Raw genomic sequence first — 23,023 nt, 5'->3', positions numbered from 1 at the left:
CATTTATTATAAACGTGTCCATCCATACATTTTCACAACATCAAAATGACGCCGCCAATGCCGCCCCTTAAGAAAAAATCTTTTAATTTTTTGTCCCAAAGTAAGTTTAAAACGCACACGATGAGGAATATCTGAATCCAGATTCTGAAATGCCAGCGGCTCAACCAAAAAAGCCTCTTTTAGCCGGCCACCACTATAATGCCAGACCTTATCAATAGGATAAAAGAGATTTTTACTTGCCTGCAGCATATTTTTAGCTCCCTGCAAAGATACAATATAACAACATGCCAATGACGGAGCGATATCACATTCACAGGCAATCATATGATTACAGAGCGTATGTAAACGAAAAATTTTCCACCGGACAATAGCTTTACTTTCCATAAAGCGCCATAATCTGCGCCTTACCAATTGCCAGAATCGCGGCCGGACAAACTGTTCATGCGCAATACAAGAATTAACTGCCGCAACATCAATATCGTAAAAAGGTCTTTTTAAAGTCAGATTTAAAAAATCAAAAGACTGAAAATTTTTTTCATCAGCCAGCAAAGAAACCAGTTCAGGTTTAAGCTGAACATCATCTTCCAGAATCAGAGCATAGGGTATATTTTCATCTATCATTCTCTGCCATACCGTCTGATGGGATAAGGCACAACCAATTTCTCCATTAACGGCCTTACGTTTACATTCCAGTGCAAATCTTTTCTGGTTAAAAAAGGCTTTTTGCTCATCAGTTAAACAATTGCCATCAACTGCATTTACCCTTTCAAAAGCAATATTCAGATTTTCCAGTTGTTGTTTAACAAACATTAATCTATCCGGACGGCGTTCAAGATTAATTAAAAAAATTTTGAGCATTGATTAGCCCTGCACATACTTTAGTCATAAATTATCTATAAATTATAGCTAAAATATGTCTGCCATTCATAGATAAAACCAGTATCCTGATACACTCACCGGTATAAACTGCTAAAATAGCTATCTGATCTGATAATAGTTACACTATTTCAACTTTACAGTTATCGAGAATACCAGATTTCATAAAATTAAGTTAACAATGTCGCAACCAACTATTATTCTGGCAATGTCAAGCTATAGTGACTTCGCTGCTGCCATTCAAAAGCATTTAGAATACCATAATTTTAAAGTTATCTTTATAAACAGCACTTCAGAGGAATTGAAGAAGCAAGTTGATTCCAGTTTTTATTATCCTAACTTGAAATCGCACCTGATTCATACAGCCCGAAAAATTTTTCTTTCAGATTGTTCATACAAAGCATATCTGAAAGAACAAATGTACAATCAGAAATTACTGGCAAATATTAAAAAGCTATTAGGCAATCGTCATTACGACTATACTTTGGTTATACGCCCAGACTTATTTCCTATAGAAGCCTTACAACTGCTAAAAATTCATACAAAAAACGATTTTGTTGCTTATCAGTGGAATGGAATCAGACGATTTCCTAAAACAAAGCCGACAATAAACTTATTTGATCGTTTTTATGTATTCGATTCTGAAGATCTGCATAATGAGGAATACCAGCAGTACCGGCTAAATGGAATCAGTAATTTCTATTTTGATATGTATCAGCCACAACCTGTATCACATACCGGAACCATTGCCTATTTTGTCGGACTACATGTAGATAGTCGCATTGCAGCTATAGAAGCCTGTGCAAATGCATTAATTAAATACGGGATAAATCTAGATTTTAATATAAAATTTCGCCCGTCTGAAGCTAGCAAAGCAGGACTATATTCTTGCAAAGAAATTCATTTTATCCCTGAAAATATTACCTTCGATGACAATTTAAAGCATATCAACAATGCAGATATACTCATTGATATCGTTAATCCAGTTCATCATGGTTTATCATTTCGTACATTTGAAGCGTTATATTACCAAAAGAAATTAATTACCAATAACCCACAAATCAAAAATCTTGATTTTTATCATCCAGATAACATTTTTATATGGAAGAATGCGGATGATTTACAGAAAATAGAGAGCTTTCTGGCCAGACCATTTGTCAGCATCAATCCGGATATTATAAAAAAATACAGTTTTGCAAACTGGATAAACAATATTTTAAACAGACAGCCATTCCAGAAAATATCCGTTATATAATTGAAATATTCTAAAAAAAATGCTGTAGGCTCAAATTTGTATTTAAAAAATACTAACTACAGCACATTCAATTACACCACATCTGCTTCAGCAAAAATAAACCAACGGAACTTACTCTGCAAAATTGAATATTAAACGAATTATTGAAAAACAATTCTATATCATACTGAATATGAGTAAATCTTTTTGCTTTAGATATTGATCAAATTAAATGAAATTAATGTATTTGATATAATACCGGATACCATTATTTCTACAATCATAGTATCCGGTTAGCAATCTATTTATAAATTTATTATGAATAAAGTACTGAAAATCTAATATTTCTGCTACTTTTCAAACATATAAACCAATAAATAAAAAACAATATAGGCAATTTTAAACATTCTTAAATCTGTTAATTTAATGATTTATCTTCAGCTGAATTACGGTTTTCACCAAACTGCATCCGGTGTAAAAATGCATAACGTCCATTTTTTGCCAGTAAGTCTTCATGCTTACCCTGCTCGACAATTTTCCCCTGATGCATCACCACAATATTATCCGCATTTTCAATAGTCGACAGGCGATGCGCGATCACAATTGTGGTCCGGTTTTTCATTAGTGTCTCCAAGGCAGATTGCACTAATCGTTCAGATTCAGTATCCAAAGCACTAGTTGCCTCATCAAGAATTAAAATAGGCGCATCTTTTAGCAATGCCCGTGCAATTGCCAAACGCTGTCGCTGACCTCCGGACAACTTCATCCCCTGATCACCCACTTCAGTTTTTAATCCTTCAGGCATATTAGTGATAAATGACCAGGCATTAGCAGCTTTCGCAGCCTGAATAATATCTGCCTCTGTAGCATGTGGCGAACCATAAGCAATATTATTCGCAATAGTATCATTAAATAAAACAACATCCTGACTAACTAATGCCATTTTGGAACGAAGATTTTTCAATTCAAAATCATCAACATTTATACCACCTATACTTACATGTCCGCTGGTCGTATCGTAAAATCGCGGAATAAGATTTACAGTAGAAGTTTTACCGCAACCAGACTCCCCTACTAACGCAACCACACTACCCTGTTTAATTGTCAGGTTTAAATGATCTATCGCATTTTTATCCGCATGCTGATAACGCAATGTTACATTCTGAAAAACAATATCTCCAATAGGAGCAATCAGCTGCTTTTTTCCCTGATTTTTTTCTTCCGGTTCATCCAGAAATTGAAATACACTGGCTGCAGCCATCAGTCCGGCCTGCAAAACACTGGACATATTGGTAATCCGTTTTAACGGATCAAACATCATCAGCATAGCTGACAGAAAAGACATAAAATCACCGGCAGTAAAGCCTGCATGACTGGCTCTTTTAGCAGCAACATATAAAATAATTGATAACGATGTGGCAATTAACAGCTGTGTTACTGCACTGCCAATAGACGTATACGACTGACGTCTGACAGCAAGACTACGCAGAGCCTTATTGGTTTTTTCCAGACGACTCTGTTCATACTGTTCACCACCATAAATGCGTACAACCCTTGTACCATCAATTGATTCAGACAAAATTTGCATGACCTGACCAAGATCATTCTGACTTTTAGTAACTAATCGGCGAATACGCTTATTAATAACCCTTACACACCAGGCGATTAATGGAATGGTAACAAAAGTAATCAGTGTTAATTGCCAGTCAAGATAAAACAACCAAATCAGAAGTCCCAAAACAGTCACACCATCTTTGGCAAAGACAGTGATCACATCAAAACCGGCAGCCGTTATTCCCTTAGCGTCATTGGTAATGCGCGACATCATGCGTCCGCGGCTGTTTTCCTGATAGTAACTCACAGGTAACATCATCATTTTTGCAAACAGATCACGCTGAATTACCTGGACCATCTGATTAGAAATATAAGCACTGGTATATTCATTTATATAGTTGGCAACCCCACGAAAAATGAACAAACCGATGATTTCAAATGGTACCCATTTCATAGCTTCGATATTTTTGTCAACGAAACCATTATCAATGATCGGCTTTAACAAATAAGCAAAAAGGGGACCTGTCACACCTACGACAACCATTGCCAATACAGAAATAAAAAAATACTTTACCAGCCCGCGCATATACGGAAATAATCTCTTATAAAGATTATGCGGTGAAAAAGCATCAGCCTTTTTACTTTTTTTCATTCGCTTCCCAGAACAATCAAATACAAAACAAAACACTGTGTCGATGAAATTACCTGTCGTTATCTCATCATAAACGGCATAAATCCATTAAATTCAGCAAACTGCCAATCTAAACCTATACCAATTATCAACTTCTAAAATCACATACAACTTGTATTCTATCAAATCGAAAACAATCTGAATAAAATACCTGATAAAAATTCTCTCCAGTACAAAAATCCACTACCAAATCAATGAAATTTAAATCAGTTGAGACAAACTAAGCACTGATCTTACCGAATTCAATTTACATATTGCTAACAAATACAGTTTATTTAAAACAATTTGTTGATAAATATTGTATATATTTTTACTCTAAAAGAATAATCAAAACACATATGATATTTAAATTTGAATTAAAATATAAACTTATTCTGTATATTGATTGGATAAATCCAATTCTTTACATTCAGCAGTTTTAATTGTTATCAACATCTAAATCAGTTTTTATTCATGACTCGTAAAACCATCATATTAGCTATGCCACCAAGCAATGGTATAGTTGAATTAATTGAAAAAAACCTTCAATTTCACGGATATCAAGTTTTACGATTAGATAGTGTACTGAAATTCAAATATAACAGTATTTGGGAACGTATATATCACTTTCTGCATAAAAATATCACCCAGAGTAAGACATATAAAAAAACTCTACGAGAAAAACAAAGTTTTCATAAAGCAAAACAACTTCTGGCAGATAATCTTTATGACTATGCCTTAGTTATCCGGCCAGATATCTATCCGCCAAAGGTATTGGCTTTATTAAAAAAGCATACTAAAAAAAGATTTATTGGCTATCAATGGGATGGACTAAAACGCTTTCCAGTAAAAAATATTATTCATTTATTTGATCGGTTTTTTATTTTTGATCATACCGATTTAAATAACCCTGACTACCAAAACCATCAACTGTATAGTACTACTAATTTCTATTTTGATGTTATAAAGCCGGATTATGTCCAAAATGATAAGTTAGAAGCTTACTATATTGGTGACCATCAGAAAAGTCGCGTTGCCATGATAGAGCAGTGTGCCGAAAAACTTGCGGAAAATGGAGTCAGTATTAAATTTATAATACCTACGAGCAAAAAAAGCGACATTAAATGTTATAAATCAAAACATCTTATTTTTGGTAAAAAAAATCGCCTATCTTATCAAGATAACTTAAAAAATGTCTCTACAGCGGATATCTTGGTAGATTTTGTTATTGCAGATCATAACGGTTTATCGTTCCGCCATTTTGAAGCACTTTACTACAAAAAAAAAATAATCACTACCAACAAACACATTCAATATTATGATTTTTATCATCCGAATAATATATTCATTTGGGACGATAAAAATTTAGGAGAGATAAATAACTTTCTTATGAAACCATATAGCCCTATAAATCCGGATATAGTTGCGAAATACTGTTTTAAAAACTGGATAGAAAATATATTAGGTATTAATTCATAATTAAATATATAGACTAATTCAAAATTTAGTCTGAAATTTATAACACCAGATAAATTTTACAAATGACAGTCTTTAAAATTTCTAACTGAAATTAAATACAATAATATTTGAAATAAATACTCATTTTAATTTTTATTAAAATCAATTATTTAACTGGTATTTAATTTACAAAATATATATAAATACATATTTAAATTTATAAAAAGTAACTTATGTTAACAATATAAAGAACAATAATTTATTTAATTAACAACAAAAAATATTAATTGCCCAAGGAATTAAAATAGCGTTTATTATGGATACAACAAATCTAAATTCTTTATTAAATTCAGTTAATCATTATTACGCCCAAAATAATGCAGAAATAGATATTAAATACATAGAGCAACTATTAAAAGAGACAGAAGATTTCCCGATTATATCTTTTGATATTTTCGACACTGTATTAACCCGCTTGTTTGAATGTCCTATTGATCTGTTTGCCTGCGTTGAAGGAATACTAATTGAAAAAAATATTTCTTTGCCTGATTTCGCAAAAAATCGTCTTATAGCAGAAGAAACTAGCAGAAAATATTATGCAGCCAAAGAGTTTCAGGAAGAAGTAACATTAGATAATATCTATTCCCAAATGTTATCATTTTATTCAGGTAAAGAGAAAGAACTAAACTTAGCTAAAAATATAGAGCTGAATACAGAAAAATCCAGCATAATCCCGGTAATAGACAATCTTTCCCTCATTAAGAAACTGCAGGAACAAAATAAAATAATTTATTTTGTATCTGATACATATTTCTCAAAACAATTTATCGAAGAATTACTCCTGCAAGCCGGAATATCTGATTATGGAAAATTATTTGTTTCCTCTGAAATAATGAAGACAAAGCATAGTGGCAGAATTTGGGAAGAAGTACTAAAACATAGTGGAAATAAAAAAATTTTCCATATTGGTGATAATCTTCATGCTGATGTAATTCAACCTAAAAAATATAATATTCAAACATATCACTATTCACGTTTATTTGGAGAAAGGAGATTAGGGGCTCAATTAACACCGTCATTAGTCCCGTTTTCTTTACTACAAAAATTAAATATTCTGTCTCAAAAGATTAACTCCGATATAAAAGATGAGGAATCCAATTTCTGGATTAATCTGGGTAGTACATTTGGCGCAGTTATACTACAAAGCTTTATTTCGTGGTTAAGCCAACAAATAAACAAATATAAAATTGAACATATATTTTTTTGTGCCAGAGATGCACAGGTTATCCAAAAAGTATGGGATTTACTTGAAATGGATAACAAACATCAAACAACATCAAGTTATCTCTACTTATCGCGTCACACGCTTTGGTATCCTACCTTTTATATAGAACTTGCAACAGATAACCGGTTATCAGCATCATCCTTAGACCTTATCGTTAACGGTTCTGTAACTAAAGGGGATACTTACGAAACTTATTTTCAGCGTATTGGTATAGATACAAATATATTAGCAAAAACAAATTTCAAAAAGAAATTTGGTAGCTTAACCCAAAAATTTGATTTTAATAAAATTAATGAAATAAAAGATTTCATACAAAATAAATTATCTCACTATTTATTAAAAATTTATTACGATCAATATGATAAAACAATATCTTATTGCAAACAGGAAGGGTTATTTAATTCAGAAAAAAGAATTGCTATTATAGATTTGGGATGGAATGGAACAGTACAAACAGCATTAACAAAATTTCGTCTTTATCAAGGAGTAAAGAAAAAATTATATGGCTTTTATTATGGTTTTTTTAATCGAAGCGTACCAGGTTGTCTCTTTAATAATGGCATAATGAAGTCTGCTTTTTTTAAATTATTTCAACAACGAGAAGAAGAATGTTTATTAGAAAATACATTGAATATTCTTGAAAATTTACATTCTGCAGATCATCAAACTACAAAATCTTTCTCTAAAAATTCTGCAACGGATAAATATATACCTATTTTAAAACCAGATACAGATAGCTCATATATTAATAACTTTAATAGAACTATTAATTTATTTCAGCAAAGTGCATTACAATCAATCCTCCACTGGGCAAAAAAAGAATCAATATATGGTATTAGCTCTGAATGGATAAATACATCTGTAGCAAAAGCAGCCATTCTACAAGTTTGCATCACACCCAATCACAGTGAAAGAAAATATTTAGGAAAAATACAACATAGTACTTTAAATGATCATAAAAAATATTATCCATTAATTACTACTGAAATACCAACAGAGAGTAAAGATGTTACACGTTTATTGCTTCAGGGGGGCTGGCCATGTGGCGTAATAAGATATTGGAACGAAAATAAAAAACAAATAAAACCGGAAATATATAATAAAGTCATCCGATTTTTTGATCAATATCCTGAATTAATTAAACAATATTTGGTGGTTTAGTATGAATACAAATCTATATCCCATTAGTAGCTGGTCAGATAAAAAATACAATCAAATAAAGCATGATAACTCAGTAGCAATAATTATGCGTACTAAAAATCGCCCAGTTTTACTAGCCAGAGCATTTGAAAGCGTAATACAACAAACTCATCATGAATGGCATCTTTATTTGATAAATGATGGGGGAGATCCAAAACCTATTAATGAATTAATTGAGCTAAATTCAATAGATTTAGAGAATAAAATAACTTTTATAAATAACTCTAAATCATATGGCAGAGAGACTGCATCCAACTGTGGATTAAAAATTGCAACAGAAGAATTTTTGGTTATACATGATGATGATGATGCATGGCATCGAGATTTTCTTAAAGAAACAGTTACATTTTTAAATCAAAATAAAAATTCAATAGCAGTAGCTACTAATTATACAGTTGTAAATGAAGAAATTCAGAAAAATCAAGCAATACAAATTAATACGGAAAATTGGCTATATTGCTTTAAACAAATTGATATTTTTGCATTACTTCAATTTAATGTACTACCACAAATTTGTTTAATCATCAGAATGGAAATTGCTAAAGAAATTGGTGAATTCAATGAAAAAATGCCTATACTTGGTAATTGGGATTATATGTTAAGGCTATTCAGAGCAGGAGAAATTAAAACAATTAATAAAAATCTGGCATTCCATTATCATAGAATAAATAATACTTCCGAGAGAGTCACATCGAATCTCTTTGATAATTATTATCAAGAATATAGAGACTCATTAGTTAGACAATCTTTACAGGAAAATCAAGGAAACTATGGCATATTACATACAATATTGAGTGATAGCAGAATAAGACATGAACAAATAAATCAAAAAATCGGTCTCCTTGAATATCAATTGGCAGAAATTCTGGATAATATATGGTATTTAAAAAGAAAATCCTTTCCATTAAAAAGGTTTGCAGCAAGAGTAAGGCACTTCATCAAAAAAATAAGACCATAAAGAATATAGCATTTCAGAACTGCGAACCTTTTATATAATTAACTTTTGTTTTAATTAATCTGATAAATTAATTTTTATATAGGGCGGTAAATTTAAAATATTCCTGATCCAGTTATTAAACCCATATTTTTTTACTATTTCAGGATCTATCGGTCTAAAAGGTTTAGATAAAAACTCTTTAATTTTTTGTGAAAGATCATCTTTATGCCAGATAAGGATATTATCAGGATGATAAAAATCGTAGTTAGATACATTAACATTATTGGTAATTAACTTTTTCTGGTAATACAAAGCTTCAAAAACCCGAAAAGATAAACCATTATGAAGAGGATTAACGAAATCGACAATAATATCGATTTCGTTTAACATTTCTATATTTTTAGAAAAATCAACTTCATTCTCGGAACCAAAAATAAAATAATCTGAGCAATGGTATTGATTAATCTTATTCTGATTACTCGTAGGGATAATAAACTTGAGCTGAATATTGTTTTTAATTAGCTCTGCTGCACAATATTCAATGTCAGCAACACGTTCGGAAACATGTGTTCCTACATAATATGCTATTGTTCCATTGTGCTTCACCGGTTGCGGCTTGTTCATATCAAAATAAAAATTGGTTATTCCCTCCAATTTATAGTCCTGATAATTATTATCAACTAAATCATGACTATCAAATACATAAAATCTATCAAATAAATTTATTGTTTCTTTTGTACAAGGCATGCGTCTCAGTCCATCCCATTGATAAGCAATAAATTTGTTTTTGGTATGTGCCTTCATCAGGTTTAATAAGCTTACCGGATACAAATCAGGACGTATAATAATAGCATATTCATAATTCCTTTTACTTAGCACTCGCTCAGCATTTGATAAAAGTAATTTTTCTTTTAATTTTGTTTTATATGAATAATTTCTAAAAAAAAGCTTTTGTACCTGATTATACAAATAATCTTTAAAACTCTGATAATGAAAATGCTTGATATATTCTGGATAGTTATCTATGTACAATACCTCAAACCCGTAAAATTCCAGATTTTTTATGATTTGTAAGTAAATATTACGGCTTTTAGGCATACCCAGAATAATTGTTTTTGTCATAAAATATACCTTGTCTCCCATACAAAATTTACGGAACCATTATACAATATAAATTTAAACAATATCAGACCAACTATATTGCTCATTAAACAAAGATGACTCAAATTAATTAAATAAATTTTTTCCATCTTACTTTAAATTTTTTATATCCTGATATAATTTATATTATAAAATATTACATTTTTACTAATTTTGAATGTAATTTTATGAATATCCTTATCACTGGGGGAGCAGGATTTATTGGTTCAGCAGTTATCAGATATCTGATTAATGAAACTGACCATAAAATTTTGAATGTTGACAAATTAACCTATGCCGGTAACTTAGAATCATTAGCCACCATTGCAAATAATTCACGTTATCATTTTTGTCAGGCCGATATTAGTGATCAAGCACATATAACACAATTATTTAAGCAATTTCAGCCAGATACAGTAATGCATCTGGCAGCAGAATCACATGTTGATCGTTCAATATCTAGCTCAGCAGAATTTATTCAGACTAATATTGTAGGCACATTTCAACTTTTGGAAATAAGTCGTCATTACTGGGAAAATTTGCCTGAAGAAAAACAACATCTATTTCGCTTCCATCACATTTCAACTGATGAAGTATATGGTGATCTTAGTGATTTAAGTTCAGAATTATTTACAGAATCTACTCCATACGCTCCAAGTTCACCATATTCAGCCAGTAAGGCAAGTTCAGATCATCTGGTTCGTGCCTGGCACCGTACTTATGGACTGCCTGTTATTATTACAAATTGTTCGAATAATTATGGACCTTATCATTTCCCGGAGAAATTAATCCCATTAACTATTCTTAATGCTTTACAAGGTAAAAAACTGCCTGTATATGGAAATGGCGAACAAATCCGAGACTGGCTGTATGTTGAAGATCACGCCAGAGCTTTATATCAGGTTGTCACAAAAGCCAAAGCAGGCAGTACCTATAATATTGGTGGGCACAATGAACAGAAAAATATTGATGTCGTAAAAAATATATGTACTCTTCTAGATGAACTGGCACCCAATAAAACACTTGGGATAAAATCCTACAAAGATTTAATCACATTTGTTCCGGATCGTCCCGGACATGATGTACGTTATGCTATTGATGCGAGTAAGATTAAACAAGAACTTGGCTGGGAACCAGAAGAAAATTTTCAATCAGGTTTACGCAAAACCGTATTATGGTATTTAAACAATCAGGATTGGGTAAATCATATTCTGACCGGAGAATATCAGAAATGGATACAACAACAATACCACCCGCAATAAGACATAATAAACCAAATATTTATTTAAAATTAAATTCTAATTGAATTAATAATCAAGGAACAAAAAATGGTTAAACGAAAGGGTATTATACTGGCTGGCGGATCCGGAACCAGACTTTATCCTATTACTTTAGGCGTATCAAAACAGTTATTACCCATTTATGATAAACCGATGATTTACTATCCCCTTTCTGTACTTATGCTGGCCGGGATACGAGAAATCATGATTATTTCAACTCCTGCAGATTTACCTAATTTTAAAAAAATGTTAGGTGACGGCAGAGATTTAGGAATTGATTTATCTTATAAAGTACAACCATCTCCTGACGGATTGGCACAAGCTTTCATTCTCGGAGCAGAATTTATTGGCAAAGATAATGTCACACTTATTCTGGGTGATAACATTTTTTACGGGCAAAGTTTCGGTGCACAATTACAAAAGGCAGCACAACAAGAAAAAGGTGCTACCGTATTCGGTTATTATGTTAATGACCCTGAGAGATTCGGTGTAGTCGAATTTGACACCAATGGAAAAGCACTTTCCATAGAGGAAAAACCGAATGAAGCAAAATCAAATTATGCAATTACAGGATTGTATTTTTATGATAATGGCGTTATTGAGATAGCCAAGAGTATTCGTCCTTCACCCAGAGGTGAACTCGAAATAACCGATATTAACAATGCTTATTTAAATAAGAAATTATTAAATGTTGAAATACTTGGACGTGGCTTTGCCTGGCTGGATACTGGTACACATGATTCACTGATTGAAGCCAGCTGTTTTGTTCAGACAATTGAAAAAAGACAAGGTTTAAAAATAGCATGTCTTGAAGAAATTGCTTTTAATAATAGCTGGATAGATTTAGATCAATTGTTTAAACGCGGCAAACTTTTTCAAAAGACAGATTATGGTCAATATCTATTAAAACTATATAGTGAATTTTCTAGGAAAGCCTGAATATGAATGTGATTGAGACTAAGATTAAAGATCTGTTGATTTTAGAACCCAGAGTTTTTGCAGACAATCGTGGTTGGTTTATGGAAAGTTTTAACCAGACAACCTTTAATTCCATTTTATCGTCATATAATCAATCAATTGTAAATTTTGTACAAGATAATCACTCAATTTCACATAGAGGTGTAATTCGTGGATTGCATTATCAGATAAATCCACATGCTCAAGGAAAACTTGTACGAGTAGTCAGTGGAAAAGCATGGGATGTCGCTGTGGATATACGGACATCATCTCCAACTTTTGGTCAATGGGTGGGAGTCGAGCTATCTGAAAAAAATCTTCGGCAATTCTGGATACCCGCTGGATTTGCACATGGTTTTATTGCCTTAGAAGATAATACTCAATTCTTATATAAAACCACCAATTATTATTCTAAAGAATGCGAACGCAATCTGTTATGGAATGATACAGATCTAGCTATTAATTGGCCGATTGAAAACGATATGTTAATAAATCAAACAGATAAAGACAATAATGCTCCAAATTTTAAGAAACTGATAGATAACAAAATCGATTTATTTTAAGCAAAAAAAGGATTAAATCATTAATCCTTTTTTTGCTTAATTCAATACTATTCGTATCAATTAACCAAACCTCTGCCACAATAATCGTCATCCAGAATTAGATTTTCTAAAACTTTATTTTTTTTAATTCTTAAAGTTAAACAAAAATCTTTATATAAAGAGTCGGCGATAAACAAAGAAGGTTTAAAATCAAAGTAAAGATTTTTACGAAGATTGACCGCATCCTTTACAAAATCTATAGTACCTTGTTGTAAAGCATTTCGTATTGGCCGGGTTGCCAGTTCTCTATCGGACAAATTTTTAAACTCTCCTTTTAGCATATCATCATTAATGCAATATTTTATAATTTGAGTATCATCAGCACTTAATAATTTTTCTAACTCAAAACTTCGGGCAAAAATTTGAGAATCAGGATACAGATTTGCTAAATTATTCACATAACAGCCTTTTATCTTAATATCTTTTGTTAATCCTTCTATATTCGGGATGATTGTTGCAAAATAATAACCATGAATTGGCTGTATCGATAGTTTATTTAATGCTTGTTGAATTGTCCCGGAATATCCTACATCTACAACTGCAGAATTTTTACTTGAAAAGAGACCGGATGTTTTCAGATATGCCATTAAAGGTTGCTTTTCAGTATGTGCCAGACTTAAAATATCTGTTTGCAGGTATTCTAATAAAGGCTTTATATGATCAATTTGTTTTTGTTTTATAATTAATTTTTTATTCTTATCCCATAAATTTTTTTGATATATATTTTTCCAACGTTCAGCATCCAGAATTAAGCCAAATCGCTCAATCAAATAATTTTGAATACTATTTTCACAGTAGTTTTTCTCTGCAATATCAATAATATCCTCAAAAGAATTAATAGCCGGTACTGTTACACATCTACGAGAAACTTGCAGATAATGGCTTTGAGGAGTATTTTTTTGAGGTGAACTCCACAAATCATAAATTTGTTTAACAAACTTACCTTCTCTGGCTAAAAAATATAATTCATTAATATGATCTATTTGGGCTTGCTCAATCAGCCATTGACAAAAGGCACTCACTACAGGCCCTAATACGTTATAACCTAACTGATAAGGATTTGAGCTAAATAATTTGAATTTTTCTGATGAGTTATTATACCCATATATATTGTTTAAATTTTTTCTGACTAATAAGCCTATTGTTAATTCATTATTAATATTATCTTGATTTAAATCGCTTTTTATAATTTTAAAATAGTCAGGCAGTGCACATGCCAAATCCGCAGCCCTCAGAATATGAATACATTTTATTCCAAATTCATCCGTAGGCAATTGTATATCCGAACGTTCATTGTCACCAATCATCACTACTTCGCGTCCAATGATATCCTCTTTGTTTAACATGTACTTATATAGCTCTCCAGTATCCTTTCGAACTCCGGTTTCTGAAGATAAATATAAATTATGCCATTCAGTAATTCCATGCTGGGATAACATCCTCTCAACTATTTCCCTTGATAAAAACATATCACTAATTAAAATAACTTTTTTCCCTATATTTTTAGCAAATTGCATTAATTCAATTACGTCATAACGGGGACTGACTGAAGCCAGTTCAACCCTTTCCTCAATTTTTTGTATTTGCTGAACCTGATTATCTGTAAGTTGTGATAAATTTTTAAACTGGACATATATTTCATTTAATGAAACATCCTTACCTTTACTACTTCTGGCCTGAGTTTCCGCAACTACCCGATATTTTTTAAAAATCATTCTGTATTCATCATCAAGATATTGGGATATTATTTTTTTTGTGTGATCAGGATTTAAAAGTGGTCTTACCAATAAGGTATCAAATATATCAAAAGCAACTACTTTTACTTTCTCTTTGTTAATTCTTGATTTATAAAATTGTATGTCTCGTGTCAGGTATTGAGTATCAATCCGGAAGGATGACCAGGCAGGATACTTTAAATCCTGAATAATTACTGAGTTGTAACCGGTTAAAGGGGGTACAATGCCTAGCAATCTTTCAAGTGCATGTGCCAATGTTCCATCTGTTTGTCCTCGTTCTTCTGGAAAATCTTCCCATTTCAAATTGAGATCAAATAAAGGCATTAATGCATTCGTTTTAGCCCAGAACATTGAGCCAACCGGATAACTGAAATAACCATTTATCATTGGTAATTGCATACGAGTTAATAACTTTTGCCCCTGGCTTTTATTTGCTAACCAAGTACAGGCAAAATAAGGTAGCCGATGATAAATTTGGGGATAAATTATACCTAAATTATTATTTTCTATTAATAATGAATAAATTTTCTGTATGTTTGCCGCAGAACCAAACAGCGAATTAAAAAGATATGAACGCCAACCATCTGTAACCCCTTTGTTATATATCGATTTCTTACTGTGTAAATGTGCCAGATAATCATACTGCTTTAATTGCTGACCAAACTCTGCAAACATTGGCGCGAGGTCACGACCACGATTTGGAACTATTTTTATGTTAATTTCACATGCATTCTTTAATTTACTCATATATATTTGACATCGTTGCTGAGAATCCTTATCCGATACAGAAACAAATAAATCAAATCTAAACGGTATTTTTGATAAATGATCTATAAACTCAGGTATTAAATCTATATAAAAAATATGACAATGAATTGCAAATTTATATAATTTTAGTACTGGTTTATATTTATAGGTATCAATATTTAACAGTAATATACTATTTTCATAATAAATTTTTTTATTTAATACTTTTGGATGGTTTTTAAACCAGCTTGGATGAATTTTGATTGCCCAAGCTAATAAATTCGGTCGCCACCGTTCGGGGAATATGTAATAAAGTTTTCTAAAATAATTTCGTATTGCTTTCTTAATTTTTTTTTTCACTTTCGACCTTTGTATGTTTGATATAACTGAAATAGTCTGATAAGTGTATAAAATTAAATATTTCTCTCACTTTTCTATGACTATCTCAGTTTATGGGGTTAACACATCCCCTAATTTTTATAATTAATTCAAACATTAACAAAAACAATACTATTAATTTCAATATATTTTTATATAAGAAAATTTTATGTGAAAAATTTTTTATTTACAAGACAATAAATAAAAAATTTATTATCTGCAACATATTAACAACCTAATACGTTGAAATAAGGGTATACATATATTTGTGATTATTGGAAATAAATTTGTGTTTTATGATATCTTTTTATTATTTCAGCATATTAAATACAGATATCTGCAAAAAATAAAACCAAATACAGAATTCATTAATAAATATCGATTATTTTGATACTACTTATAAATTTTATTATTTTATATGCTTTTAACATTTTAAATATACTTAATATAAATATAATATACGAATTCAATATTCACATAACTATTTTTCAGTAGCTCATCAATAGGTTTAGTCTAATCTTCACATTACAACACTGAATTATTCGATGTCAGTGTTAAATAAATGCTATTATTTAACACTGTTGTTTGCTATAAATTTTAATAAATCATGACCATTATGACCTGGCTAATTTTGATATTTTTATTTATCTTAATCATTTGTATATTATATCTATTTTCACGCCAAAAGTTGTTACAGGAACGCCAGGCCGGACATATTCTTTTATCTGAAGCCCAAAATGACCTAAGTCGAATCCAGGCAGAAGTAAATAATCTACACCAAATCAATCAGAATTATAATGCTGAGCTTTGTAATTGCCGCCAAGAGTTACAGATCGTACATAAACGTTTAAGTGCAGCCGAAGCTGTTAATGCTCAATTAACCGATATTCAGGGGGTTTTAGAGCGGGAACAGCAAATGTGCCGGTCTGTTTCTACCCAACTGGCAGCAGCAGAACAGCAACTACAAGACTGGCAGTTACGTAGTGAGGAATGGCATTTGCGTGAAGAAGAGTTTCTAAAGGTACAGGAAGAATTAAATCATGTGCGTGTGGAAAATAGTCGTCTGGCTACACAATTAAAGCATGAACGTGAAACTTATGATGAAAAGCTGACTTTGCTTAATGAAGCCCGTGTTAGTCTGACTGATCAGTTTAAATCACTGGCCAATGATATACTTGAAGAAAAAAGTAAACGTTTCAGTGAACAGAATCAAACCAGTCTTAATCAGTTATTAACTCCCTTACATGAACGTATGCAGGGATTTAGTCAGCTTATACAAAATACTTATGAAAAAGAAGCTAAAGAGCGCACTACTCTTGAAACAGAACTGAAACATTTACAGCAGTTAAATGCGCAGCTGCACAATGATGCTAAAGCACTTACGGATGCATTAACTGGTACCCAGAATAAAAATCAGGGTAATTGGGGCGAAATGATTCTGGAAAAAGTGCTGGAAAATTCAGGTTTACATAAGGGGCGTGAATATGTTTTACAGGCATCCTCTACTGTTATTGATGAGGATGGCCGGCAGCGCCGGCTGCAACCGGATGTACTGGTGAATTTACCGGAGAATAAACAGATAGTTATTGATGCCAAAACTTCGTTAACTGCTTATGTACGCTATACTCAGGCAACAGATCCCGGTTCTGCGACCAAGGCACTGGCAGCCCATATTCAGTCGGTACGCCAGCATATTAAGGATCTTTCAGCTAAAAGCTATGATGAAATTGACGGGTTAAATACACTGGATTTTGTGTTCATGTTTATTCCGGTTGAACCCGCATACTTACTTGCTTTGCAACAGGATAATCAGCTTTTTGATGATTGTTTTCAGAAACGGATTATGCTGGTCGGACCCAGCACCTTACTGGCGACATTACGTACAATTGCGCATATCTGGCGTAATGAACAGCAAAACCAGAATGCTTTGGCTATAGCCAAAGAAGGCGGCAAACTATATGACAAATTTGTTGGTTTTGTGAATACGCTTGAAGGTGTAGGTAAAAATCTGGATCAGGCTCAGGGACAATTTCAGAAAGCAATGGGGCAATTAGTAAACGGACGTGGTAATCTGGTAAGTAAAGCCAATAAATTACGTCAATTAGGTGTACAAAGCGGTAAAATTTTACCAGAACATTATCAAATCTCAGAAGACGACGAGGAAGAACTAACGCTGTCTATTCCTGATTCACTTTGAAAAAAGTTCGCCATTTATTTTAATGTATTGATGATTTAAATATGATTTTGTTTAAGTATATATCAGCAACTTAAATTATAAACCAACTTACAAGAGCTGTTGACAGACAGTATTTTTAACCATCTTGCCAATTACATAAATAATTAATATTTATGTAGTCTTTCAGGCATATATCATTTGATGCTGGATTGTATCCGAATGACTCAAACTGATTCTCAATCATCTGTTCCATTATTACGCAGAATTTTTAGCCGACATATGCTGATATGTATATTTACAGGTTTCAGCTCCGGTTTGCCGTTATATTTTCTGATTAATCTGATTCCGGCATGGTTAAGTAGTGAACATATAGATTTGGCTACTATTGGTTTATTTTCCATTATCGGCCTGCCTTTTACCTGGAAATTTTTATGGTCCCCATTGATGGATTCAGTTAAATTACCATGGCTGGGGAGACGGCGTGGCTGGATGCTTATCACACAAGTTGCATTATTGCTGACTTTACTCGGTTACATCGGGCTTAATCCTAATCAGAATATGACAACTATAAAAATCCTGTCTGTGTTCGTAGCCTTTTTTGCGGCCAGTCAGGATATTGTTCTGGATGCTTTCCGGCGTGAAATATTGCAGGATAATGAGTTAGGATTAGGTAATACGATTCATGTTTATGCCTATCGTATTGCCGCACTTGTACCGGGTTCCTTATCATTGATTCTGGCTGACACATATCCATGGTCGACAGTATTCGCCATTACCGCATTATTTATGCTTCCTGGTCTATTTATGACGCTCTTTCTGGCACAAGAACCCAAACTTCCGGTAATTACTCATAAATCTTTTAAACAAACAGTTACTGAGCCTTTTAATGAATTTTTTAATCGTAAAGGTGTTGAAAGTGCGTTGCTGATACTGTGTTTTATTTTTTTGTATAAACTGGGTGACAGTATGGCTACTGCACTGGCTACACCTTTTTATCAAGCTATGGGCTTCAGTAATAAAGATATCGGTCTGATTGCTAAAAATGCCGGTTTGTGGCCAACAATTATTGCTGGCATTCTGGGCGGGATCTGGATGATTAAATTAGGTATTAATCGTGCTTTATGGCTATTCGGGCTGGTACAGGTTTTTTCTATATTGGGATTTGTCTGGCTGGCAAGTCAGGGACCTTTTGCCGTAATCGGTTTAAAGCAGCAGTTAATGCTGGCAACCGTTATTGGCGTTGAAGCAATTGGTGTGGGTCTGGGTACGGTTGCTTTTGTGGCTTATATGGCACGTGAAACCAATCCTGCTTTTACTGCCACACAACTGGCATTATTTACCAGTCTGGCAGCAGTACCAAGAACTTTGATTAATGCAACAACCGGTTATCTGATTAACTGGCTGGGCTACGTCAATTTTTTCTGGTTATGCTTCTTTCTGGCATTACCCGGTATGCTGTTATTAATAACAGTTGCGCCATGGAATAAAAATGTAACAGATACTTAGTACTGCTTGTACATATAATTAAACTAAAAAGAGATTATCAGAACTTAGTTTGTGCCTGATTCAAAAGCCAATTGGCAAACTGAATGATCTGGTTCAATTCAGAATATATAATTCTGCATATTTGCATTAAAGCTTCAATAATCAGGTTTTGCAGGATAAATTTGAACTCTTTGTCAGTTAAATGCAAGCCTGATTAGCGTAAATATGGATTATGCAGTTTCTCATGACCGATAGTAGTCATAGGACCATGCCCCGGCAAAACACGAGTACTATCTGGCAAAGTTAGTAGTTTACTTTGAATCCCATGAATTAAATCAGCATGATTTCCGCCTGGAAAATCAGTACGGCCAATAGATTCACGGAACAAAACATCACCAGCAATCAATAAGTTATTTTCCTGACTGTAAAACACAACATGACCGGGCGTATGACCGGGTATGTGATAAACAATAAATTTATGTTCACCAACGGATAATTCATCGCCATCTTCCAACCAGCGTGTGGGAGTAAGTGGTTTACTAACCGGAAAACCATAATTAGCGGTAATTTCAGGCAATGCCTGCAACCAATAATCATCAGACTGATGCGGCCCCAGCACGGGAACACTTTGCTGCTCAGTTAAATCGGCTACACCACTGGCATGATCAAGATGTCCATGTGTTAACCAGATAGCCTGCAGTTTAAGCTGGTGCTGGCTGACTGCTGATAATAAACGTTCAGCCTCTCCGCCAACATCAGTTAGTACAGCTTCCCTGCTGACATCATCCCAAAGCAATGCTGCATTTTGTTGAAATGGTGTTACTGGTATCACTTGAATTTGTAAAGCCATTATTTTCTCTTATTTTGCTACAAATTTATAAGAATAGTGCTTTGCTTAAAAAATATATACTCATGAACAATAATAAACAGGCAAAAGATTGCTTCAACATTGTCGGTGAAAGCCGATGAGCTACTTTAGCACCTTGTCTGGCTGTGATAAAGCTCATAATACTTATACCAATAAATGCGTAAATATGAACATAACCAATGGTATGAGCTATATCAATGTGTTCATGCGTTCCAAAGAATATAAAGCCTAAAGCTCCGGCAATCGCAATCGGCAAACCACATGCAGCGGAGGATCCTACTGCCTGCTGCATTGCTATTCCGCTTCGATTCAGATAAGGCACTGTTAAACTTCCGCCTCCGATACCAAATAAAGCAGATGCCAGGCCAATAACAACACCTGCACACCAGTGCCAGCGTGGATTAATTAACGGCCTGTTCTGTCTGCTGGATTTTACCCGGGCACTGCGAAGCATATTGCTGCCAACGAACAAAGTAAAAATACCGATAACCAGTTGCAATTTCTGACCGGATAAAGCATCTGCAATAGCCGCACCTGCGAATGAGCCAAATACAAGTCCGGGAGTTAACCGTCCTACCACCGGCCAGAGCACTGCATGATTTTTATTATGAGCCAGCATGGAACTGACTGACGTAACCATAATAGTGGCTAAGGATGTGCCAAGCGCAAGATGCATGGTGACAGCCTCACCATAGCCCGCATGCATAAAGACTATATAGAGTATAGGAACAACGATTAAACCGCCACCTACTCCGAACAGACCGGCTGCAAAGCCGGCTACCGCACCGATTATTAAATAAGCAAGCAGTTCCATAGATTATTTTTTTGCTGCATTAATATTGTATATTAATGGCGAAAGTGACGTACTCCGGTTACTACCATTGCTATACCATGCTCATTGGCAGCATTAATCACCTCTTCATCCCGTACAGAACCGCCAGGCTGAATAATGGCCTTAATACCCTGCGCAGCAATTACATCTACGCCATCTCTGAAAGGAAAAAATGCATCTGAGGCAGCACAGGCACCTGCCAGCTCAAAACCTGCATCCTGTGCCTTACGGGCAGCGATTCTGGTTGAATCGACCCTGCTCATCTGACCTGCCCCGATACCGTAAGTTTGACCGCCTTTACCAAAAACAATTGCATTCGATTTTACGTATTTCGCTACTTTCCATACAAACAGTAAATCATGCATTTCCTGTTCAGTCGGTGAACGTAATGTGACTACCTGCAATTGTGCTTTTTCGATCTGATGATTATCCGGTGTCTGTACCAGCAGACCACCGCCAACACGCTTTAATTCAAACTGATTGGCTCCGGCTGACAAAGGAATTTCAAGCACACGTACATTTTTTTTAGCAGCAATAATAGCTTTTGCCTCTGCACTGAATCCGGGTGCCATTAATACCTCAAGAAACTGACCGGTAACTGCTTCTACTGTTGCTGCATCTACCTCACGGTTAAACGCGATAATACCGCCAAATGCACTGGTTGTATCGGTAGCAAATGCCAGACGGTAAGCGGTTAACGTATTCGCTGCAACTGCTACTCCGCAAGGGTTAGCATGCTTAACGATAACACAGGCTGGCTGAGTAAAAGATTTAACAGCCTCCCATGCTGCATCGGCATCAGCAATATTGTTATATGATAATTCTTTGCCTTGCAATTGCTGATAATTAGCCAGACTACCGGCAGCCGGTTTCACATCACGATAAAATGCTGCCTGCTGATGAGGATTTTCTCCATAGCGTAAATCCTGCACTTTCAACCAGTTCTGGTTATATTGCTGAGGAAAAATGTGTAATTGCGGCTTTCCGGACAGATTCTTATCGTCAATACAAGTCAGGTAATTAGTGATCATGCCGTCATATTGAGCTGTATGGGCAAAAGCTTTTCGTGCCAGATTAAAACGCGTTTGCATAGATAAACTGCCAAGCTGCTGTATTTCGGCAATAACGGCTTCATAATCATGATAATCTGTAACAATGGCTACATCCCGCCAGTTTTTGGCCGCAGAACGCACCATTGTCGGACCACCAATATCAATGTTTTCAATAGCATCTTCCAGTGTGCAGTCAGGTTTAGCTACTGTTGCCGCAAATGGATACAAATTTACACAAACCAGATCAATGGTTCCAATATCATGCTCTGCCATTTGTGCTACATGCTCAGGACAGTCACGCCGTCCCAGAATACCGCCATGAATTTTCGGATGTAATGTTTTAACCCGTCCGTCCAGCATTTCCGGAAAACCGGTATAGTCTGCCACTTCGGTGACAGCAATACCGGCATCAGCCAGTAAACTGGCTGTGCCGCCGGTTGACAGCAATTCAACTCCTAATTGTGCCAGCTGATGCGCAAATTCAATTACACCAGTTTTGTCTGATACACTCAGCAGTGCCCGTTTGATTACAGCCATAATTTCTCCCTTAATATGC

The 23,023-nt window shown here is 34.0% G+C and carries 15 protein-coding genes and 1 pseudogene; 9 read left to right on the top strand and 7 right to left on the bottom strand.

Annotated elements, in window-relative coordinates:
* Nucleotides 1-6 precede the first annotated feature (6 nt).
* The gene (locus H3V01_RS08585) at nt 7-858 is read right to left on the bottom strand and encodes a glycosyltransferase family 25 protein (protein ID WP_198186539.1); all 852 of its coding nucleotides are present in this window, start codon (nt 856-858) and stop codon (nt 7-9) included.
* Between the two features lie 199 nt (nt 859-1,057).
* Here H3V01_RS08585 and H3V01_RS08580 point away from each other — a divergent pair, with 199 nt between their 5' ends.
* Nucleotides 1,058-2,131: a hypothetical protein gene (locus tag H3V01_RS08580; protein WP_198186538.1), complete on the top strand. Its 1,074-nt coding sequence runs from the start codon at nt 1,058-1,060 to the stop codon at nt 2,129-2,131.
* Between the two features lie 397 nt (nt 2,132-2,528).
* Here the strand turns inward: H3V01_RS08580 and msbA are convergent, their stop codons facing one another.
* On the bottom strand, nt 2,529-4,316 hold the full coding sequence (msbA, locus tag H3V01_RS08575; RefSeq protein ID WP_198186537.1) for a lipid A export permease/ATP-binding protein MsbA: 1,788 nt from the start codon (nt 4,314-4,316) through the stop codon (nt 2,529-2,531).
* Between the two features lie 492 nt (nt 4,317-4,808).
* Between msbA and H3V01_RS08570 the strand changes: the two genes are divergently transcribed.
* From H3V01_RS08570 to H3V01_RS08560, 3 genes are all read left to right on the top strand, one after another.
* The gene (locus H3V01_RS08570; RefSeq protein WP_198186536.1) at nt 4,809-5,813 is read left to right on the top strand and encodes a hypothetical protein; all 1,005 of its coding nucleotides are present in this window, start codon (nt 4,809-4,811) and stop codon (nt 5,811-5,813) included.
* 295 nt (nt 5,814-6,108) lie between these two features.
* Entirely contained in the window at nt 6,109-8,238 is a 2,130-nt protein-coding gene (locus H3V01_RS08565) for an HAD-IA family hydrolase (RefSeq protein ID WP_198186535.1), read from the top strand.
* Nucleotide 8,239: 1 nt separating this feature from the next.
* Nucleotides 8,240-9,235, top strand: coding sequence for a glycosyltransferase family 2 protein (locus tag H3V01_RS08560; protein WP_198186534.1), 996 nt, complete (start codon nt 8,240-8,242; stop codon nt 9,233-9,235).
* A gap of 54 nt (nt 9,236-9,289) precedes the next feature.
* On the opposite strand, the gene H3V01_RS08555 is transcribed toward H3V01_RS08560, so the two are convergent.
* Nucleotides 9,290-10,336 carry a hypothetical protein gene (locus H3V01_RS08555; RefSeq protein ID WP_084563155.1) on the bottom strand — a complete coding sequence of 349 codons (1,047 nt, stop codon included), beginning with the start codon at nt 10,334-10,336 and terminating at the stop codon, nt 9,290-9,292.
* Nucleotides 10,337-10,542: 206 nt separating this feature from the next.
* Here H3V01_RS08555 and rfbB point away from each other — a divergent pair, with 206 nt between their 5' ends.
* The 3 genes from rfbB (at nt 10,543) to rfbC (ending at nt 13,154) form a co-directional block, all read left to right on the top strand.
* Nucleotides 10,543-11,616 (top strand): dTDP-glucose 4,6-dehydratase, encoded by a 1,074-nt coding sequence (gene rfbB, locus H3V01_RS08550; protein ID WP_084554652.1) that lies wholly within the window; start codon nt 10,543-10,545, stop codon nt 11,614-11,616.
* Nucleotides 11,617-11,682: 66 nt separating this feature from the next.
* Nucleotides 11,683-12,573 carry a glucose-1-phosphate thymidylyltransferase RfbA gene (gene rfbA, locus H3V01_RS08545; RefSeq protein ID WP_198186533.1) on the top strand — a complete coding sequence of 297 codons (891 nt, stop codon included), beginning with the start codon at nt 11,683-11,685 and terminating at the stop codon, nt 12,571-12,573.
* A 2-nt stretch (nt 12,574-12,575) separates the two neighbouring features.
* Nucleotides 12,576-13,154, top strand: a complete 579-nt coding sequence (gene rfbC, locus H3V01_RS08540; RefSeq protein ID WP_198186532.1) for a dTDP-4-dehydrorhamnose 3,5-epimerase — start codon at nt 12,576-12,578, stop codon at nt 13,152-13,154.
* A 56-nt stretch (nt 13,155-13,210) separates the two neighbouring features.
* Here rfbC and H3V01_RS08535 read toward each other — a convergent pair whose 3' ends face one another.
* Nucleotides 13,211-16,036, bottom strand: a complete 2,826-nt coding sequence (locus H3V01_RS08535) for an HAD-IA family hydrolase (RefSeq protein ID WP_198186531.1) — start codon at nt 16,034-16,036, stop codon at nt 13,211-13,213.
* A gap of 1,063 nt (nt 16,037-17,099) precedes the next feature.
* On the opposite strand from H3V01_RS08535, the pseudogene H3V01_RS08530 reads away from it, so the two are divergent.
* Together H3V01_RS08530 and H3V01_RS08525 are read left to right on the top strand one after the other, a co-directional pair.
* A pseudogene (locus H3V01_RS08530) lies at nt 17,100-18,182 on the top strand (DNA recombination protein RmuC); the annotation flags it as partial.
* A 267-nt stretch (nt 18,183-18,449) separates the two neighbouring features.
* A complete protein-coding gene (locus H3V01_RS08525) occupies nt 18,450-19,736 on the top strand; it encodes an AmpG family muropeptide MFS transporter (RefSeq protein WP_041880062.1) in 1,287 nt (428 codons plus the stop codon).
* A 193-nt stretch (nt 19,737-19,929) separates the two neighbouring features.
* Here the strand turns inward: H3V01_RS08525 and H3V01_RS08520 are convergent, their stop codons facing one another.
* From H3V01_RS08520 to purH, 3 genes are read right to left on the bottom strand one after another with little or no spacing between them, the layout of a single operon-like run.
* Nucleotides 19,930-20,565, bottom strand: coding sequence for an MBL fold metallo-hydrolase (locus H3V01_RS08520; RefSeq protein WP_198186529.1), 636 nt, complete (start codon nt 20,563-20,565; stop codon nt 19,930-19,932).
* 25 nt (nt 20,566-20,590) lie between these two features.
* The gene (locus H3V01_RS08515) at nt 20,591-21,397 is read right to left on the bottom strand and encodes a sulfite exporter TauE/SafE family protein (protein ID WP_198186528.1); all 807 of its coding nucleotides are present in this window, start codon (nt 21,395-21,397) and stop codon (nt 20,591-20,593) included.
* A gap of 32 nt (nt 21,398-21,429) precedes the next feature.
* Nucleotides 21,430-23,004, bottom strand: a complete 1,575-nt coding sequence (gene purH, locus H3V01_RS08510; RefSeq protein WP_198186527.1) for a bifunctional phosphoribosylaminoimidazolecarboxamide formyltransferase/IMP cyclohydrolase — start codon at nt 23,002-23,004, stop codon at nt 21,430-21,432.
* Nucleotides 23,005-23,023: the final 19 nt, after the last annotated feature.

It is taken from the genome of Snodgrassella sp. M0351, from assembly GCF_016100575.1.
Classification (GTDB): Bacteria; Pseudomonadota; Gammaproteobacteria; order Burkholderiales; family Neisseriaceae; genus Snodgrassella; species Snodgrassella alvi.
Note: the sequence above shows the minus strand (reverse complement) of the source record. Positions and strands in the feature narration are given on the sequence as shown.

Coding starts and splice junctions, on each gene's coding strand:
- H3V01_RS08525 (WP_041880062.1), top strand. CDS start 18,450: ATGACTCAAACTGATTCTCAATCATCTGTTCCATTATTACGCAGAATT.
- purH (WP_198186527.1), bottom strand. CDS start 23,004: ATGGCTGTAATCAAACGGGCACTGCTGAGTGTATCAGACAAAACTGGT.
- rfbB (WP_084554652.1), top strand. CDS start 10,543: ATGAATATCCTTATCACTGGGGGAGCAGGATTTATTGGTTCAGCAGTT.
- H3V01_RS08570 (WP_198186536.1), top strand. CDS start 4,809: ATGACTCGTAAAACCATCATATTAGCTATGCCACCAAGCAATGGTATA.
- H3V01_RS08555 (WP_084563155.1), bottom strand. CDS start 10,336: ATGACAAAAACAATTATTCTGGGTATGCCTAAAAGCCGTAATATTTAC.
- H3V01_RS08585 (WP_198186539.1), bottom strand. CDS start 858: ATGCTCAAAATTTTTTTAATTAATCTTGAACGCCGTCCGGATAGATTA.
- H3V01_RS08565 (WP_198186535.1), top strand. CDS start 6,109: ATGGATACAACAAATCTAAATTCTTTATTAAATTCAGTTAATCATTAT.
- H3V01_RS08580 (WP_198186538.1), top strand. CDS start 1,058: ATGTCGCAACCAACTATTATTCTGGCAATGTCAAGCTATAGTGACTTC.
- H3V01_RS08560 (WP_198186534.1), top strand. CDS start 8,240: ATGAATACAAATCTATATCCCATTAGTAGCTGGTCAGATAAAAAATAC.
- H3V01_RS08520 (WP_198186529.1), bottom strand. CDS start 20,565: ATGGCTTTACAAATTCAAGTGATACCAGTAACACCATTTCAACAAAAT.
- rfbC (WP_198186532.1), top strand. CDS start 12,576: ATGAATGTGATTGAGACTAAGATTAAAGATCTGTTGATTTTAGAACCC.
- msbA (WP_198186537.1), bottom strand. CDS start 4,316: ATGAAAAAAAGTAAAAAGGCTGATGCTTTTTCACCGCATAATCTTTAT.
- H3V01_RS08515 (WP_198186528.1), bottom strand. CDS start 21,397: ATGGAACTGCTTGCTTATTTAATAATCGGTGCGGTAGCCGGCTTTGCA.
- rfbA (WP_198186533.1), top strand. CDS start 11,683: ATGGTTAAACGAAAGGGTATTATACTGGCTGGCGGATCCGGAACCAGA.